Source organism: Limosilactobacillus reuteri, assembly GCF_013694365.1.
In the GTDB taxonomy this organism is placed as follows: Bacteria; Bacillota; Bacilli; order Lactobacillales; family Lactobacillaceae; genus Limosilactobacillus; species Limosilactobacillus reuteri_E.
The window spans coordinates 1,056,650-1,073,291 of record NZ_CP059275.1; the positions used below are offsets into that span (position 1 = coordinate 1,056,650).

Consider the following 16,642-nt stretch of genomic DNA (forward strand, 5'->3'; position numbering starts at 1 on the left):
GAAGTTATTGCTAGTATGGTAAAAGGTACGGGGACACTAGCCTATGATAGCAAGCTTGCTCCAGCATTATTACGTGATCAAGTAACATCACCAGCAGGTACAACAATCAAAGGCGTGGAAGCATTGGAGAAAAATGGTTTCCGTTACGCCATGATGGATGCCGTTGACAAAGCAAATGGTGAATCATAAATGACAGAACGCACATTAACCTTAGCGTTTGAATCAAGCTGTGATGAAACAAGTGTTGCCGTAATTGAAAATGGAACTAAAATCCTTTCCAATATTGTTGCAACGCAAATCGATAGCCATCAACGTTTTGGTGGAGTAGTACCAGAAGTAGCTAGTCGACATCATATTGAACAAATTACCAAGTGTACAAATGAAGCTTTAGAGCAAGCGGCTGTAGGCTATGATGACCTAGATGCTGTTGCAGTAACATACGGTCCAGGATTAGTCGGGTCATTATTAATTGGTGTGACAGCAGCAAAGGCCATCGCATGGGCTCATAACCTTCCGTTAATTCCGGTTAACCACATGGCAGGTCATATCTATGCTGCACGCTATGTTGGGGAATTCAAATATCCACAAATGGCATTGTTAGTTTCCGGTGGACATACGGAATTAGTTTATATGCCATCTGAACATGAATACCAAATTATCGGTGAAACACGTGATGATGCTGCCGGTGAAGCTTATGATAAAATTGGTCGCGTGTTGGGAGTCAATTACCCGGCAGGAAAAACGATTGATGAATGGGCGGCTAAGGGTAAGGACACTTTTAATTTCCCACGAGCAATGGAAAAAGAAGATAATTATGACTTTAGCTTTAGTGGGCTGAAGAGCGCCTTCATCAATACAGTTCATAATGCAGACCAACGTGGAGAAAAATTAGATAAATATGATCTTGCAGCCAGTTTCCAACAAAGTGTCATTGACGTGCTTGCCGAAAAAACAATGCGGGCGTTAGATGATTACCCAGTAAAGCAACTGATTTTAGCTGGTGGGGTCGCTGCAAATCATGGTCTCCGTGCTCGTTTAGATCATGACATGAAGAAATCTCATCCTGATGTACCGATGCTGCAAGCACCGTTGAAATTATGTGGTGATAATGCTGCAATGATTGGGGCTGCTGGTTATGTTAACTACAAGCATGGCGACCGTGCAGGATTAGATTTGAATGCAGTACCGGGATTAATGTTCGATCGAATTCAGAATAAATAAATGTTCGAGAAGTTTAAAGAATGGTTTATCAATACGACCAATCCTACTAAACGACCGATCCTTGAATTTACACGACGAATAGTAATGATATCTGGTCATCAATACATGGTCCGGATGGCAAAGGAACAAGATATTCAAACCTTGGTAGAAATTGAAGAAAGAATCTATGGAAAAGCACCATGGAGTTATGCTGCTTTCCGCATTGAACTCCAACGGCCGTGTGATCGACTATATTTAGTTGTTGAGGATGACCAGCAGATTGTTGGCTTTATGGGAACAGCCATTGATTGGTACCATTATGATTTGCATATTACGAATATTGGCATTACACCAAGTTACCAAAATAAAGGAATTGGAACGTATCTTATTTCAACTGCCAAAAACTATGCCCGGCACTTAAAATTACATTCGCTGAGTTTAGAAGTACGAGTGTATAACGTATCAGCTCGTCGCTTATATGAAAGTTTAGGCTTTCGTAATCAGCATATTAAACCACGTTATTACTTAGATAATCACGAAGATGCCGTGGATATGCAAGCAAACTTACTTAGGTAGATGAAGATTCTAGCCGTCGATACATCCAACCACCCAATGAGCGTAGCGTTGGTTGAAGATGAGCAATTGTTGGCAACGACAACCCTTAATATGGTTCGCAATCATAGTATTTATTTAATGCCGGCAATTAGTAAGTTATTTAAGTTAGTTCAGTGGCAGCCAACAGATATTGATCGGGTAGTGGTTGCACAGGGACCAGGATCTTATACAGGAGTACGAATTGCAGTTACAACCGCTAAAGTATTGGCTGATACAGAAAAGATTGACTTAATTGGCGTATCAAGTTTAGCAGTATTAGCACGTAATGTAGTTCCAACATCATCAGCAATTATTGTTCCTTTCTTTGATGCACGACGAGGAAATGTATTTGCTGGTGCTTACCAGTGGGAAAATGGCGAGTTAGTAAATAAAATAGAAGATCAACATCTAGGGATTGATGTTTTGCTTAATCAACTTGCAAAATTAGATCAACAAGTTGTTTTGGTAGGTCATATGACTGATAAAATTCAAGCCAAATATGATCAATTACCAGCTAATGTGACCCTTTTGCCACGATCTTATAGTATTCCGTCAACTTATCAATTAGCTCTTGCAGGTAAAATGAAGGAACCAGTTAAAGAGATTGACCCTTTTGTTCCGCATTATTTACGAATTACTGAAGCAGAGGCTAATTGGCAAAAACTTCATCCTGGAGAAAAAAGAAAAAATTATGTTCGAGAAGTTTAAATGTCAATTTTAGTTGCTGGTGGTGCCGGATATATCGGTTCCCATATGGTAAAAGATCTTATTGAAAATGGTGAAGATGTAGTAGTGGCTGATAACTTATCGACGGGTCACCGGGATGCGATTAATCCCAAGGCTAAGTTTTATGAGGGTGACATTCGTGATCGTCAATTCTTAGATAAGATTTTTGACAATGAAGATATTACTGCAGTTGTTCACTTTGCTGCTTTCTCAATTGTACCTGAATCAATGAGTAAGCCATTGAAGTACTTTGATAACAATACTGGCGGAATGATTACTTTGCTTGAAGCAATGCATGATCATGATATTAAGTATATTGTCTTCAGTTCAACCGCTGCTACTTATGGGGTTCCAGAACACATGCCAATTAAGGAAACGGACCCACAAAACCCAATTAACCCATATGGCTTGAGTAAGTTAATGATGGAAGAAATGATGGCTTGGGCTGATAAAGCTTACGGTATTAAGTTTGTTGCCCTTCGTTACTTTAATGTTGCCGGGGCTGCCACTGATGGTACGATCGGTGAAGATCACGGTCCAGAAACGCACTTAGTTCCAATCATTCTTCAAGTTGCGCAAGGCAAGCGTGATGAATTGAGTATCTTTGGGGATGACTACAACACACCAGATGGTACCAATGTTCGTGACTATGTCCATGTTATGGATTTAGCAGATGCTCATATTCTTGCTATTAAGTACCTTAAGGAAGGTAACAAGAGTAATGCCTTTAACCTTGGTTCATCCACTGGCTTCTCTAACAAGCAAATGCTAGAAGCAGCTCGAGAAGTTACTGGTAAACCTATTCCAGCTAAAATGGCACCACGCCGTCCAGGAGATCCAGATTCATTAGTTGCTGCTAGTGATAAGGCTCGTAATGTTCTTGGATGGAGTCCTAAGTATGATGATGTTCACGACATTATTGCAACTGCTTGGAAGTGGCATTCAACTCATCCAAAGGGTTATGATGATCGCGACTAAATGAGCAATGAGCAGTACCTTGCAATTCTTGATTTAGGTTCAAATTCAGTTCGGCTTAAAATAACAAAAATTCAAGATAACGGGAGCTTTGAAACGGTTCAATATGAAAAAAGATATGTTCGCCTCGCTTCTAATATGGGGCCAGAAAAAATGTTGAAGTCAGCTCCTGTAAAGCGGACTATTGATGCCCTAAAAGAATTTCGAACAATTTGTGATCGATACCGTAATAAGAAATTGACAATTATTGCGGTGGCGACTGCTGCGGTTCGTCAAGCACAAAATCAACTGCAATTTCTTGAAAAGGTCAAGCAAGAAACGGGCTTTGAAATTCATGTAATTAGTGGAGAACGAGAAGCATATCTTGACTATGTTGGTGTTAATCAGACTCTTCCAATTGATAAGGGAATAATTGTTGATACTGGAGGAGCAAGTATGGAATTAATCTCGGTGAATAATGGGGAAGCAGAAGAAGCGATTAGTATTCCGATCGGTTCAGTTAGCATTTCGCAAACCTACCATCTTGAAGATCAAATTAATCCAGCTGATTTATTTGATGCCATGATTAAAATTGATGAAGTTCTTTCTCAACAATTATGGCTAAATCGGATGCGGGAGACAAAAATTGTGGCACTCGGGGGATGTAACCGTGCATTAGCAAAGGTATATCGGTGGCAACAAGCTCTTAATCCTAATGAAGCCAGACCAGTTCATGGGCTAACAATGCGTTCAGAAGAAGCCTTTTTGATTATGCGGCAGCTATTAGAAACGGATCGCCAGACGCGGGCAGGAATCCGTGGAATTACGAAAGTGCGAGCGGATGTAATTGTTGGAGGACTTCTCCCCCTTATCTCTCTTGTCCGGCAATTGTCAATTAATGAGATTTGCTTTAGTAATAGTGGATTAAGAGAAGGTTTATTATTTAAGTACCTTGAGCAGCAAATTAATTTTGATCAATTAAAATCCTCGCTATAAATGTATAAGGAGTTTTATAAGCCGCAGAATTATGTTAATCGAGAATTGAGTTGGATTGACTTTAATGGCCGAGTACTGGGAGAGGCAACTGATACTGCTAATCCTTTGTTAGAACGTGCTAACTTCTTGGGAATTACTCAAAGCAATGTTGATGAATTTTTTATGGTGCGGGTTGCATCGCTTCATAAGCTTGCTGCTGCCAATGTTACTACTACTGATGCGTCTGGTCTGACTCCAGAAGAGCAGTTGGATGCAGTAAATGAAAAAGAACACCGGATGGTTAAGCAACGGTATGAAGTTTATAATCAGCAAATCATCCCGGACCTTGCTAAAAATAATATTCATATTCTCCATGTCCCCAAACTTGACGAGAAGCAATATGAATTTATTCGTCGGTACTTTAATGATGAGCTGATGCCAGTTTTGACTCCCATGGCAGATGATGCCTCACGTCCTTTTCCTTTTATCTCCAATAATTCTTTAAATATTGCTGTTCAGCTACGGCGTCAAATCCGTTCAACAAGTGAACCAGTTGCAGAGGAAATTCTAGAGGGAGATCAAGAAGTTCATCGTCCACAAATGGAACCACATGATGATCGTCAAGAAGCAGATATCAAATTTGCAACAGTCCGTGTTCCAGAAATTTATAAGCGGTTAGTTCGGTTACCAGAAGAAAATAGCTTCATTTTGATTGATGAAATCATTACTGAATTTCTGAGCGCGCTTTTTCCAGGATACGAGATCTTAGCTACAGCGTCATATCGAGTTATGCGGGATATGGACTTAGATGTGGCTGAAGAAGATACGTCTGATTTGCTCCGGGCAGTCAAACGGCAATTGCGGGAACGAGAGCATGGACAGGTGATGCGCCTAGAAGTTCCTGCTTCTATCGATGAATGGTTAAAAGATCAATTAATTGATAATCTGCATGTAAGTGAACGGTCACTGTATGAAGTAGATGGTCCCGTCGATTTAACTTTCTTAAAAAAATTATCGGGGATGGTTGATGGTCATGATGACTTGCGCTATCCACCATATAAGCCATACCTCAACCCAGCGTTAGATATGGATCATAATATTTTTTCTTCAATTCGCCAAAAGGATTACCTAATGCAGCATCCTTATGATAATTTTCAAGCCGTGGTCAACTTTATTCATCAAGCAGCCATTGATCCAGATGTTTTGGCAATCAAGATGACTCTTTATCGGGTCTCTGGTAATTCACCGATTATTAAGTATCTCGGAATGGCCGCGCAACAGGGTAAGCAAGTAACGGTTTTAGTTGAAGTTAAAGCGCGGTTTGATGAACAAAATAACGTTCGGTGGGCACAACGGCTTGAACAGATGGGGTGCCACGTTATTTACGGTTTAGTTGGCCTTAAAACGCACTGTAAAGTTGCTTTGGTTATCCGTCGCGATGAAGATGGGCTGCGGCGTTATATGCACCTAGGAACTGGGAACTATAATGATGTAACAGCTCATTTTTACACTGATATGGGATTATTTACTTGTGACCATGAGCTGGGCATCGATATGACAAACCTGTTTAATATGCTGTCAGGATTTGCACGACCAGCTTATTTCAATGAATTACGGGTATCTCCTGATGGGATTCGGACATTTATTAATGCCAAAATTGATGAGCAAATTGAAAATGCCAAAAATGGTAATCCTACGTTAATTCGGATGAAGATGAATTCCTTGTCTGACAAGCAAATCATTGCCCGCCTATACGCTGCTGCTGCTAGTGGAGTTAAGGTTGAGTTATTAATTCGAGGCATTACCTGTTTAAGGAACGATTTGCCAGAATTGCATGGGAATATTGAGGTTCATTCGATTATTGGGCGTTTCCTTGAACACTCCCGGATCTACTACTTTAAGAGTAATGGTCATGAGGAAGTCTACCTCGCAAGTGCCGATATGATGACGAGAAATCTTAATCGACGAGTTGAAGAATTGTATCCCGTTACCCAGCCAGACACAAAAGCTCATGCAATTCATATTTTTGACGTTATGTGGAAAGATAATGTCAAGGCTCGACGGTTAGTAGGAGATCATTACGAACGGATTGATCGTGGTGATGTCGCACCATTCAGTTCACAAGAATACTTTGTTAAACAAGCAATGAAATTGAATGCGCGTGAGAAAAAGGAGAAGAAAGCAAAAAAACATTTTTCTTCTGTTTTTGAAACTTTAACTCGCCATGTTCCCAATCTTCATTTAGATGAGCGAAAGGATGAGTAAGTGAAAAGATCTTTAACGGCGATTATTTACCTCGAACCCGATCAGGTTAATTTACGGATCATTGAGATACCTACTTTAAAAGTGATAAATAATGTTCGATCGGGCCTTCTAAATATCGGAAACGCTAAAGTTGCTAATTATTCGGAAAATATGACTGCAATTGTTAATAATATTGAAGGATTTAAGCAGATTATTAATGACTACCAGGCAACACCAGTTAAATTTTATGGCGATTTAGAAGACCTTGACCCAGTTGCAACTAGGTATGTGGCCGACCAGTTAGAAGTTCGGACAGGATTACAGATTGAATGGTTAAACAATAACCAGCTAATGGCACAGTCGATGAGTTACCTTTTAACCTTGCTACCAGATTTTGAAAAACTTAGTAAACACAATATGTATCTTCTAAGTATCGGTCTTAGCTCGACTACCTTAGCTTATTTTCACCATGGAAGCTTTGAACGGGCATGGGATATTGATCTTGGTAATGCAAAAATCAGTCAGTTGGTGGGGCGTCTCCGAAAAACTGCTACCAATCCAACTGAAATTATCCAAGATTATATCAGTAGTAAATTAGAATACTTAACACCAGAACTGACAAAGAAAAAGCATACAGTAATGATGGTGCAAAATGCCCTCTCACTCAATAAATTATTTTTGCCAAATGATCAGCAAATCGCGGAAGTTCCCCTAAATAAATTTCATGATGATTACCAAAAGATTTTATCGCCAGTAAAAGATGGCTTAATGAAAAATATTCAGATTGATGACCAACAATTTGAATTATTATTACCAAATTATTTAGTAACGGCGCGAACAGTGCGCTTAATTCAACCAGCAGGCCTTTACGTAACTGATATTTCAACGATGGATGGGATTTCCCATGGAATTGGGGTTGATAATCCTAAAACGAGACGGCAAATTAATGAAATGATCAGAACAGCTGCCGACAATATTTCTTCACGATACGGTGTTGATTCAGCTCATCGGGATTTTGTAACGCGCTTTTCACTCCAACTCTTTGATCAATTGCGCCCAATTCATCGTCTTGGTCAGCATGAGCGATTATTATTAGAAATTGCTAGTAGAATTGATGACATTGGTAATTTTATTAATCAACGGGGACACTACCGCCACTCTGCTTATATTATGGAGGCTAATCCTCTAATTGGGCTTTCAGATAAAGATAATCGGATTATTGCTGAAGTGGCGAGATATCATAGTGCAGAGTCTCCAGATATTAGTCAAGCTCATTACCGCCATCTCGATGATGAGATCCAGATGCCAGTAGCAAAATTAGCTGCTATTTTACGATTGGTGGATGCATTAGATGATTCGCGGCTGCAAAAAATTTCAAGTATTAGATTGAAGCTGGTAGGAGATAGCCGCTTAATCATTAAAGCAATAGCCAATGATGACCTTGTTCTTGAAAAGTGGTCTTTTAGTAAAAAATCACAACTATTTAAGGATGTATACGGAATTGAACCGGTCTTAACTGAGAGGAGCGATCATTAAATGGAGTTAAAGCAAGAAGCACAAACATTTGAAATGCCGCACTTACTAACATATTATGAGTGTGATGAAACAAGTCATCCAAGCCTAAGCATGATATTAAGTATGATTTCCATGGTATCCGATGAGCATAGTATGTCTTTAGGAATGGGAACCGAAGAAATACAATCTACTGGCGGTACATGGGTAGTAAGCGGCTATGAAGGATATCTTTCCGCAAATCAACCTTCTTTTGGCGAAACAGTTATTTTAGGAACCAAAGCTGTTTCCTATAACCGCTTTTTTGCTGTTCGTGATTTTTGGATAACGGATAAAGAACACCAGATTGAATATGCACGAATTAGGTCAATTTTTGTGTTTATGAATCTAAAGACACGGCGAATGCAATCAATTCCACTAGGTTTAATTGAACCATTTAATGCTCCTGTTGCGAAAAGAATTCCTCGTCTAAAGCGACCTCAAAAATTGGATGAAAATGGTTCGATAATAAAGAAAAATTATCAAGTTCGTTATTTTGACCTTGATGCTAATCACCATGTTAATAATGCGCGTTACTTTGATTGGCTTCTTGATCCTCTTGGCCGTGATTTTTTACGAGAGAATCAGATAAAAAGATTTAATTTGCAGTATCTTCAAGAGGTACGCAATGGGGAAATTGTGGAAAGCAAAGTTAATAAGCTCCAAATAAATGATGGAACGGTAACTTACCACCAGATTGGCGTTGATAAGCAAGTTGATGCAATTGCTGAGATAGAATGGTATTAAATGCAGCAAATTAGTAGTTTTAATGATCACCAATCAGGAAGTTTATACTTAGTTCCAACCCCAATTGGAAATTTAGATGATATGACTTTTCGTGCAATTAAAACCTTAAAAGAAGTGGATCTGATTGCTGCTGAAGATACGCGTCATACTCAGCAACTATTAAACCATTTTGATATATTAACCCGTCAAATTAGCTTTCATGAGCATAATACTGAACAACGTGTTCCGGAATTGATTGAGAAATTAAAAGCTGGTTATTCGATTGCCCAATGCAGTGATGCAGGGATGCCTTCGATTTCTGACCCCGGCAAGGAATTGGTAGCGGCGGCAGTTAGAGAAGGGTTGCCAGTAATCCCGCTTCCAGGAGCTAATGCAGGATTGACGGCTCTTATCGCTTCGGGGTTAGTTCCCCAGCCATTTTACTTCTTTGGCTTTTTAGGGCGTAAGCATCAGCAACAGGTAGCGGCGTTGGAGCAATTAAAAGAGCGTGAAGAAACGATGATCTTTTATGAAGCTCCACACCGCTTAAAAAAGACTTTAGCTACGATGGCGGAAGTTTTCGGTAATGAACGGCGAGTTGTTTTAGCACGGGAACTCACTAAACGCTATGAAGAGTTTACGCGGGGAACGCTTGCTGAAACAACTGCCTGGTTTGAAGATCATCAACCACGAGGAGAATTCGTTATTCTAGTAGCTGGGAATGAACACCCGACAGAGGAGACAGATAATGATATTGAATTACCATTAACAGAACAGGTTGATAAGGAAATCTTAAATGGTCTTTCCACTAATGCTGCGATTAAGCTGGTGGCAAAGAAAAATAATATAAAACGCCAGGAATTATATAAACAATATCATCAATTGTAGATGAGTGAAGAATATAGTTCAGATAATCTTTATGAACAATTTGCGCAGGTGATGAACCAGACCCAGGATTTAGTTAATAAAATGGAGCAGTTGCAGGCAAAAATTATTGCTATTTCTGAGGAAAATGTTGAACTTTCAATTGAAAATAAGCATTTGCGTCAGATGATTAAAGAAAAGCAATCACATCATAGTGAAAACCAATTATCTGGATCACGGCAAAATTTAAAAGAGCTTTACCAACAGGGTTTTCATGTTTGCAGTGAGTATTATGGTAAACGTCTTGAGCCTAATGAATCTTGTACTTTTTGTTTAGATGCAATATTCGGACATGAACAAGGAATGACAAAATAGTTGGCTGAACAGGGACAAACACGTGCAGAAAAATTACAACCAGCAATAATTACTCGTTTTCAAAAAATATTATTAAATAAAGAACTTGCTCATGCCTATCTGTTTGTTGGGCCAGGCGGTTCAGGAAAGATGTCAATTGCTCAATGGTTATCGTTACGGTTATTTTGTCTTCATCCCCAAGACAATAAACCAGACTTAACTTGTGCCGAGTGTCAGCGAATCCTGTCTGGGAACCATCCTGATATTGTCTATGCTGCTCCAGAAGGTCGCCAAATAAAGGTTGATGAGATTCGTCACTTAAAAGCAGAATTTTCTAAGAGTGCGGTAGAAGGCAATAAGAAAATTTTTATTATTAAAGATGCTGATAAAATGACAAATGGTGCAGCAAATAGTCTTCTTAAGTTTATTGAAGAACCGGGGACTGGCGTTTATATTTTTATGCTAACGACTAATAAAAGTGCTGTCTTACCAACAATCCGATCACGAACACAGGTGATTGAACTGCCACCATTAAAACGAGATGCATTGTTAACAGTTTTAACTGAACATAATATTCCATCATCTCAGCAACAGATTGCTGTTGGGATTACAGATTCCGTCGCAATGATTGAACAGTGGCAAGAAGATAATTGGTTTGAGAGTGCGATCAAAGGAGTCATTCAGTGGTATCAAGATACGACACGAAATGGGATGTTAGGCTTCGTTGATGTTCAGACAATTCTACAAAAAGTAGCTACCGACCGGGATAAACAACAAGTGATTTTGGACCTAATTACCTTAATCTGGCGTGATACGCTAATGGTAAATTCCGGAATTACAGTTGCCAACCGCCTTCACTTTAATAATATTTTAGGAGAAATGGGAGAAGTAGTTAGAAAATACTCTCCTCAACAATTGTTAGCGGCTAGTCAGTTAACTTTGGAAACTCGTCACATGTTAGAACAAAATATTAGCTTTCAAAATATTGTTGAACAATTGACGATTCGGCTTGTGCAGGTTTTAAGCATTAGTTAGATGAAAATGATTATTGCAATTGTTCAATCAAAAGATAGCAATCGTTTACGAAAAGCATTTAATAAAGCTGATATTCACGTTACTCAATTATCAACAACTGGTGGTTTCCTTCGTGAAGGAAATGCGACATTTTTAATTGGAATTGAAGATGAACGAGTTCAAGAAGTATTATCAGTAATTAAAAAGAATGCTGAGTCACGTGAACAATACGTTACATCGCAAATGCATATGGATGTTGAAGGAGGTTCAGCATTTCCTGTCAACGTAAAGATTGGTGGGGCAACTGTTTTTGTCTTACCAGTAGAAGACTTCATTAAATTTTAAATGGACGGTAAATTTATATCATTTGAGGGACCAGATGGAGCTGGCAAGACAAGTGTAATCCAACAGATTCAACAACAATTGGAAGATCAGCTTGGCACAGAAAAAGTTATGTATACTCGTGAACCGGGTGGTAATAAGATTTCTGAGCAAATTCGCCAGGTACTCTTTGATGGTCAAAATACCGATATGGATGGGCGGACAGAAGCATTGCTTTTTGCTGCTGCTCGTCGGCAACACATTGTTTCAGAAATAATTCCGGGGTTGAAAGCAGGCAAAGTTATTCTGTGTGATCGATTTGTAGATAGTTCCATCGCTTATCAGGGAGCTGGTCGTGGCCTTGGTGAAAAAGAGATTTGGCAAATTAATCAGTTTGCGATTGATGGGTTAATGCCGTCGTTGACAATTTACCTTGATATTGAATCGGAAATTGGCTTAAGACGGATTGCTGAGCATCGTTCTAATCAAATTAATCGATTAGACAAGGAAAAGCTTGCTTTCCATCAAACCGTTCGTCAATCTTACTTGAAACTTTACAAAAATTATCCAGAACGGATAAAGTTAATTGATGCAAGTCAGCCACTGGAAAAAGTGATTGAGGATGTAAAAGCAACAATTCATGACCGTTTTTCAGATTTGTTTTAAATGTTTTTTAAGCGGCCTACTAAAGAAGTGGAACGTGAACGGAATCAGCGCCTGTTAGAAGCGGTATATTCTACGAAGGCCAGTTGGGATCATGCACGTGAAACTGAACGAGCAGTATATGAAGCAAACGTTAATAGTGAACTTCATTACCGTTCCCGGATTCAAGAACAAAAATTTTTATACCTATATAAAATTGCTCGTAAGTTTAAAGTTCACGGGACGTTAAATGATGGAGTAATTGATCGCTAGGTGATCCAATATCCAGAACCATTAGCAAAATTAATTGAAAGCTATACTAAGTTGCCAGGAATTGGGCAAAAGACTGCAACTCGCCTGGCGTTCTATACTTTGAGTATGCAAGAAGATGATGTAACGAACTTTGCTAAATCTCTCCTATCTGCTAAAAGAGACCTTCATAACTGTAGTATTTGTGGCAATATTACTGAAGATGATCCTTGTCCGATTTGTCGCGATAAGACCCGTGATCATTCGCAAATTCTAGTTGTTGAGCAGTTACAAGACGTTATGGCAATGGAACGGATGCATGAATATCATGGTTTATACCATGTCCTTCATGGAGTTATTTCCCCAGTTGCAGGAACAGGCCCGGAAGATATTAATATTACAAGTTTACTTAAACGGTTAAAGAAAGATAATGAAGTAAAGGAAATTATTATTGCAACTAATGCTTCATCAGATGGTGAGTTAACGGCTGGGTACCTCGCTAAGCTAATTAAGCCTGCGGGAATTAAGGTTACTCGGTTGGCGCATGGGTTATCAGTTGGCGCAGATATTGACTATGCTGATGAGATGACATTATTCAAAGCAGTTCAAGGGCGAACGGAGATGTAAATGATGCGTGGAATGAATATGCAACAAATGATGAAGCAGGCTAAGGCAATGCAAAAGAAAATGATGGCTGAACATGAAGAACTTGCTAAACAGGAATTTGTTGGAAAAGCACCGGATGATATGGTAACTGCTACGTTTAGCGGGGATAATCAATTAATTGACTTAAAGATTAAGCCAGAAGCAGTTGATCCAGATGATATTGATATGCTTCAAGACTTGGTAATTGCTGCTGTGAAAGACGGAATGAAACAAGTCAATGATGCTACTCAACAAAAGCTTGGTAAATATACGCAAGGTATGGGGTTGTAAATGAGTTATCAGGCATTATATCGTGTCTGGCGACCACAGCGATTCGATGATCTTGTCGGTCAACAGATTGTTACAAGAACCCTAAAAAACGCCATTATCACTCACCAGATAAGCCATGCATACTTGTTCGCTGGTCCACGTGGTACTGGTAAAACCTCAGCAGCAAAAATTTTTGCTAAAGCGGTTAATTGTCATCATTCCAAGGATGGCGAACCTTGTAATGAGTGTGAGATTTGTAAAGCAATTACAAACGGGCAATTAAATGATGTAATTGAAATCGATGCGGCTTCTAATAATGGGGTTGAAGAGATTCGTGATATTCGGGATAAGGCAAAATATGCTCCTACCCAAGCGGACTACAAAGTTTATATAATTGATGAAGTTCACATGCTTTCAACAGGGGCTTTTAACGCACTGCTAAAAACGCTTGAAGAACCACCAGCCAATGTGATTTTTATTCTTGCAACTACAGAACCGCATAAAATTCCTTTAACAATTATTTCGCGGGTTCAACGATTTGATTTTCGACGAATTTCAGCAGAAGATGCATTTAATCGAATGAAATATATTCTTGATCAAAAGGAAGTTACTTATGATGAAAAAGCATTATGGGTAATTGCAAATGCCGCTGAAGGAGGAATGCGGGATGCGTTGAGTATCCTTGACCAGGTTCTTTCTTTCAGTGATAATGAGGTAAAGTTGGATGATGCTTTACTAGTTACAGGAAGTGTTACTAAACAATTATTAAAAAAGTACTTTTTGGAGATTAGTAAGCATGAAGGGGCGACTGCTCTTGACACCATGAAAGATATTTTGGATGAAGGAAAAGATGGTCAGCGGTTCATTGAGGACTTGATTTCCTTTATTCGTGATATTCTGTTATACCAAGAATCACCAAGCTTGATTAGTGTTGAAAGTACGGGACTAAAGCAGGAAGACTTTGAAGAAATAGTCCAACTTGCTTCTTCAGCGACCTTATACCAAATGATCGATGAACTAAATAATATTCAAGAAGAGATGCGTTTTACGACCCATCCGGATGTGTATTTGGAAGTTCTTACAATAAAACTTGCACAAATCGAACCACAAAAGAATATTCAATCGGCACCAGCGGTTTCTTCGGATACAAATACTGAAGCTACTAAGACGATTGAAAAATTACAACAAGAGATACAGCAATTGCAACAAACAGTAAAACAGTTGCAGAATGCGCCGGCAAAGGCTAGTCGACCATCACCTCGGCAACAAAATGAGCAACCACGAGTACAACAAAAGAAAGTGCAGGTTAATCTCAATAAGATTTACCCAGTGTTAGAAAATGCGACTCGTCAAGATTTAATAAATGTTCGTGAGCTATGGGGAGATATGTTGAATCTATTGTCGGTGCCGCAACGGTCCTTACTTCACGTTTCACAACCGGTTGCCGCTAGTGCCGTGGGAATAATTGTTGCTTTTGATTATCCGTTCTTATTCCAACAAGCAGCTGATGATACAACGTTGTTAGAGAATATGGAAAGTGCTCTGCAACGTTTAACTGGAAATGAACGGCAAGTTGTTTTTGTACCTAAGGATAAATGGCCAAAAATTCGGCAAGACTTTATCAAGGATCATGGTTTTGGTAAGAATCAGCAAAAGTCGCAACCTATTAAACAAAAGCCGCAAACTACTGAAGAAAGCGGACAAACTCCTGCAGCTACACCAGCACCGATGGAGGAACCACCGCTACCACCAGAAGATGAGACACTAACTGAAGAAAAGTCACCTCAAGAAGATAACCAAGTAGCAACAGCACAGAAGTTATTTGGTAGTGATATTGTTAAAGTAGAAGATAATTAAATGAAAAAAATCAATTCATCATTATCTGAACAACAAAAATTTATGAAGATGGCAATTGCAGAAGCAAAACAAGCCAGAATTTTAGATGAAGTACCAATTGGTGCGATTGTTGTCCACGAGGGACAGGTAATTGGGCGTGGTCATAATATGCGTGAAAAGTTTCAAGATGTTACCTATCACGCAGAAATGCTTGCGATTATGGAAGCATGCACGAATTTAGGAAGTTGGCGTTTAGAGGACTGTGACTTATATGTTACGTTAGAACCGTGTATCATGTGTAGCGGTGCCATTATCAACGCACGAATAAAAAATGTTTATTATGGTGCTGCTGATCCGAAAGCCGGGGCGGTTGATAGCTTATACCATTTACTAAATGATTCCCGTTTAAATCATCAAGTTAATGTCCATTCTGGTATTTTAGGGGATGAGTGTAGTCAAATGTTAAAAAACTTTTTCCGTAAAATTCGTCGCCGCCGGAAAGAGGCTCGACGAAAAAATAAGGCTAACCCCTAGATGGTAACTGTATTTTCAAAAAATAATTGTATCCAATGCAAGATGACAAAACGTTTCCTTGAGCAACACAAAATTTCATTTATTGAACACAACATCGATGAACAACCAGAATACATATCTCAACTTAAGTCTGAAGGTTTTATGGCGACTCCAGTTGTAAAACTTCCTAACGGTCAAGCTTTTTCTGGCTTTCGTCCTGATCAATTAAACCAACTTGCCTAAATGGCGTTATCCGATATCGATATGACCAAAGTTAAATATTACGATTATAACAACGAAGTAAATATCCCAAAAAACGGACAAATTCAACTAGATAAAGATAAATTGGCCTTAGAAGACTTTATCAAAAATAATGTAGAACCGAATACCAAAAGCTTTTCTTCATTAAAAGAACGTTTTCAATGGTTAAAAGAAAATGATTATATTGAAGAGGAATTTATGAATAAATATAGTGAAGCATTCATTGAAAAGCTTTACGATTATTTAAAAGCCCAAAACTTCCACTTCCATTCTTTTATGGCAGCTTATAAGTTTTATGCTCAATATGCCTTACGAACAAATGATAAAGAGTACTACCTTGAAAACTATATTGATCGAGTCGCAATGAATGCTCTTTACCTCGCTAATGGTGATGAAGAGTTAGCAATGCAGCTCGCTGATGAAATCATCCATCAACGTTATCAACCCGCAACTCCAACATTCCTTAACGTTGGGCGTAAACGCCGGGGAGAATTTGTTTCTTGCTTTGCGATTCAAACAACGGACGACATGAATACCATTGGTCGAACAATCAATTCTGCCCTCCAACTTTCTAAAATTGGTGGTGGTGTTGGGATTAATTTAAGCAACCTTCGTGAAGCTGGTGCCCCAATCAAGAAAATACAAGGTGCTGCTAGTGGAGTTGTTCCTGTAATGAAGTTGTTAGAAGATAGTTTTTCCTATT

The 16,642-nt window shown here is 39.0% G+C and carries 21 protein-coding genes (2 of these 21 cut by a window edge); all 21 read left to right on the forward strand.

Annotated elements, in window-relative coordinates; genetic code table 11:
* Tightly spaced (each overlapping or abutting the next), the 21 genes in view from proC to nrdE form a layout consistent with a single transcriptional unit that may run on beyond the window.
* Nucleotides 1-189, forward strand: partial view of a pyrroline-5-carboxylate reductase gene (gene proC, locus HHK02_RS06180; protein WP_102816710.1) — the final stretch only. It extends 585 nt beyond the left edge of the window; the window shows 189 of its 774 coding nt (coding positions 586-774); its start codon lies beyond the left edge, outside the window; its stop codon occupies nt 187-189.
* On the forward strand, nt 190-1,221 hold the full coding sequence (tsaD, locus tag HHK02_RS06185; protein ID WP_078009916.1) for a tRNA (adenosine(37)-N6)-threonylcarbamoyltransferase complex transferase subunit TsaD: 1,032 nt from the start codon (nt 190-192) through the stop codon (nt 1,219-1,221).
* Nucleotides 1,222-1,776 (forward strand): ribosomal protein S18-alanine N-acetyltransferase, encoded by a 555-nt coding sequence (gene rimI, locus HHK02_RS06190; protein ID WP_078009917.1) that lies wholly within the window; start codon nt 1,222-1,224, stop codon nt 1,774-1,776.
* Nucleotides 1,777-2,502 carry a tRNA (adenosine(37)-N6)-threonylcarbamoyltransferase complex dimerization subunit type 1 TsaB gene (tsaB, locus tag HHK02_RS06195; RefSeq protein WP_078009918.1) on the forward strand — a complete coding sequence of 242 codons (726 nt, stop codon included), beginning with the start codon at nt 1,777-1,779 and terminating at the stop codon, nt 2,500-2,502.
* Nucleotides 2,503-3,498 (forward strand): UDP-glucose 4-epimerase GalE, encoded by a 996-nt coding sequence (gene galE / locus HHK02_RS06200; RefSeq protein WP_085681004.1) that lies wholly within the window; start codon nt 2,503-2,505, stop codon nt 3,496-3,498. It begins immediately after the preceding gene.
* Nucleotides 3,499-4,470 carry a Ppx/GppA family phosphatase gene (locus HHK02_RS06205; RefSeq protein WP_107690629.1) on the forward strand — a complete coding sequence of 324 codons (972 nt, stop codon included), beginning with the start codon at nt 3,499-3,501 and terminating at the stop codon, nt 4,468-4,470.
* Complete coding sequence (locus tag HHK02_RS06210; protein WP_181462157.1) at nt 4,471-6,714, forward strand: RNA degradosome polyphosphate kinase; 2,244 nt, start codon at nt 4,471-4,473, stop codon at nt 6,712-6,714.
* Complete coding sequence (locus tag HHK02_RS06215) at nt 6,715-8,229, forward strand: exopolyphosphatase (RefSeq protein WP_085650465.1); 1,515 nt, start codon at nt 6,715-6,717, stop codon at nt 8,227-8,229.
* Nucleotides 8,230-8,991 (forward strand): acyl-[acyl-carrier-protein] thioesterase, encoded by a 762-nt coding sequence (locus HHK02_RS06220; protein WP_181462158.1) that lies wholly within the window; start codon nt 8,230-8,232, stop codon nt 8,989-8,991.
* On the forward strand, nt 8,992-9,858 hold the full coding sequence (rsmI, locus tag HHK02_RS06225) for a 16S rRNA (cytidine(1402)-2'-O)-methyltransferase (RefSeq protein WP_098035317.1): 867 nt from the start codon (nt 8,992-8,994) through the stop codon (nt 9,856-9,858). It abuts the gene before it with no gap.
* Nucleotides 9,859-10,209: a DNA replication initiation control protein YabA gene (locus HHK02_RS06230; protein WP_003670513.1), complete on the forward strand. Its 351-nt coding sequence runs from the start codon at nt 9,859-9,861 to the stop codon at nt 10,207-10,209.
* Complete coding sequence (gene holB, locus HHK02_RS06235; RefSeq protein WP_078009986.1) at nt 10,210-11,223, forward strand: DNA polymerase III subunit delta'; 1,014 nt, start codon at nt 10,210-10,212, stop codon at nt 11,221-11,223.
* The gene (locus tag HHK02_RS06240) at nt 11,224-11,547 is read left to right on the forward strand and encodes a cyclic-di-AMP receptor (protein WP_003670516.1); all 324 of its coding nucleotides are present in this window, start codon (nt 11,224-11,226) and stop codon (nt 11,545-11,547) included. It begins immediately after the preceding gene.
* A complete protein-coding gene (tmk, locus tag HHK02_RS06245; protein ID WP_003670519.1) occupies nt 11,548-12,189 on the forward strand; it encodes a dTMP kinase in 642 nt (213 codons plus the stop codon).
* Complete coding sequence (locus tag HHK02_RS06250; RefSeq protein WP_003670521.1) at nt 12,190-12,438, forward strand: YaaL family protein; 249 nt, start codon at nt 12,190-12,192, stop codon at nt 12,436-12,438.
* Entirely contained in the window at nt 12,439-13,041 is a 603-nt protein-coding gene (recR, locus tag HHK02_RS06255) for a recombination mediator RecR (protein WP_003670523.1), read from the forward strand.
* On the forward strand, nt 13,042-13,350 hold the full coding sequence (locus tag HHK02_RS06260; protein WP_003666329.1) for a YbaB/EbfC family nucleoid-associated protein: 309 nt from the start codon (nt 13,042-13,044) through the stop codon (nt 13,348-13,350). It begins immediately after the preceding gene.
* Nucleotides 13,351-15,186: a DNA polymerase III subunit gamma/tau gene (gene dnaX, locus HHK02_RS06265; protein ID WP_181462159.1), complete on the forward strand. Its 1,836-nt coding sequence runs from the start codon at nt 13,351-13,353 to the stop codon at nt 15,184-15,186.
* Nucleotides 15,187-15,699 (forward strand): tRNA adenosine(34) deaminase TadA, encoded by a 513-nt coding sequence (gene tadA / locus HHK02_RS06270; RefSeq protein WP_003670526.1) that lies wholly within the window; start codon nt 15,187-15,189, stop codon nt 15,697-15,699. It abuts the gene before it with no gap.
* Entirely contained in the window at nt 15,700-15,921 is a 222-nt protein-coding gene (gene nrdH / locus HHK02_RS06275) for a glutaredoxin-like protein NrdH (protein WP_003666324.1), read from the forward strand.
* A protein-coding gene (gene nrdE, locus HHK02_RS06280; RefSeq protein WP_099979786.1) for a class 1b ribonucleoside-diphosphate reductase subunit alpha crosses the window boundary here: on the forward strand, nt 15,922-16,642 show its 5' end (the start). It continues 1,451 nt past the right edge of the window; only the first 721 of its 2,172 coding nucleotides appear in the window; the start codon lies at nt 15,922-15,924; the stop codon falls past the right edge of the window.

Excerpts from the sequence above, each read along its gene's own strand:
- rsmI (WP_098035317.1), top strand. The coding sequence starts at position 8,992 with ATGCAGCAAATTAGTAGTTTTAATGATCACCAATCAGGAAGTTTATAC.
- tadA (WP_003670526.1), top strand. The coding sequence starts at position 15,187 with ATGAAAAAAATCAATTCATCATTATCTGAACAACAAAAATTTATGAAG.
- rimI (WP_078009917.1), top strand. The coding sequence starts at position 1,222 with ATGTTCGAGAAGTTTAAAGAATGGTTTATCAATACGACCAATCCTACT.
- HHK02_RS06210 (WP_181462157.1), top strand. The coding sequence starts at position 4,471 with ATGTATAAGGAGTTTTATAAGCCGCAGAATTATGTTAATCGAGAATTG.
- HHK02_RS06230 (WP_003670513.1), top strand. The coding sequence starts at position 9,859 with ATGAGTGAAGAATATAGTTCAGATAATCTTTATGAACAATTTGCGCAG.
- galE (WP_085681004.1), top strand. The coding sequence starts at position 2,503 with ATGTCAATTTTAGTTGCTGGTGGTGCCGGATATATCGGTTCCCATATG.
- HHK02_RS06260 (WP_003666329.1), top strand. The coding sequence starts at position 13,042 with ATGATGCGTGGAATGAATATGCAACAAATGATGAAGCAGGCTAAGGCA.
- dnaX (WP_181462159.1), top strand. The coding sequence starts at position 13,351 with ATGAGTTATCAGGCATTATATCGTGTCTGGCGACCACAGCGATTCGAT.
- HHK02_RS06220 (WP_181462158.1), top strand. The coding sequence starts at position 8,230 with ATGGAGTTAAAGCAAGAAGCACAAACATTTGAAATGCCGCACTTACTA.
- tsaB (WP_078009918.1), top strand. The coding sequence starts at position 1,777 with ATGAAGATTCTAGCCGTCGATACATCCAACCACCCAATGAGCGTAGCG.
- HHK02_RS06240 (WP_003670516.1), top strand. The coding sequence starts at position 11,224 with ATGAAAATGATTATTGCAATTGTTCAATCAAAAGATAGCAATCGTTTA.
- HHK02_RS06250 (WP_003670521.1), top strand. The coding sequence starts at position 12,190 with ATGTTTTTTAAGCGGCCTACTAAAGAAGTGGAACGTGAACGGAATCAG.
- tsaD (WP_078009916.1), top strand. The coding sequence starts at position 190 with ATGACAGAACGCACATTAACCTTAGCGTTTGAATCAAGCTGTGATGAA.
- nrdH (WP_003666324.1), top strand. The coding sequence starts at position 15,700 with ATGGTAACTGTATTTTCAAAAAATAATTGTATCCAATGCAAGATGACA.
- HHK02_RS06205 (WP_107690629.1), top strand. The coding sequence starts at position 3,499 with ATGAGCAATGAGCAGTACCTTGCAATTCTTGATTTAGGTTCAAATTCA.
- tmk (WP_003670519.1), top strand. The coding sequence starts at position 11,548 with ATGGACGGTAAATTTATATCATTTGAGGGACCAGATGGAGCTGGCAAG.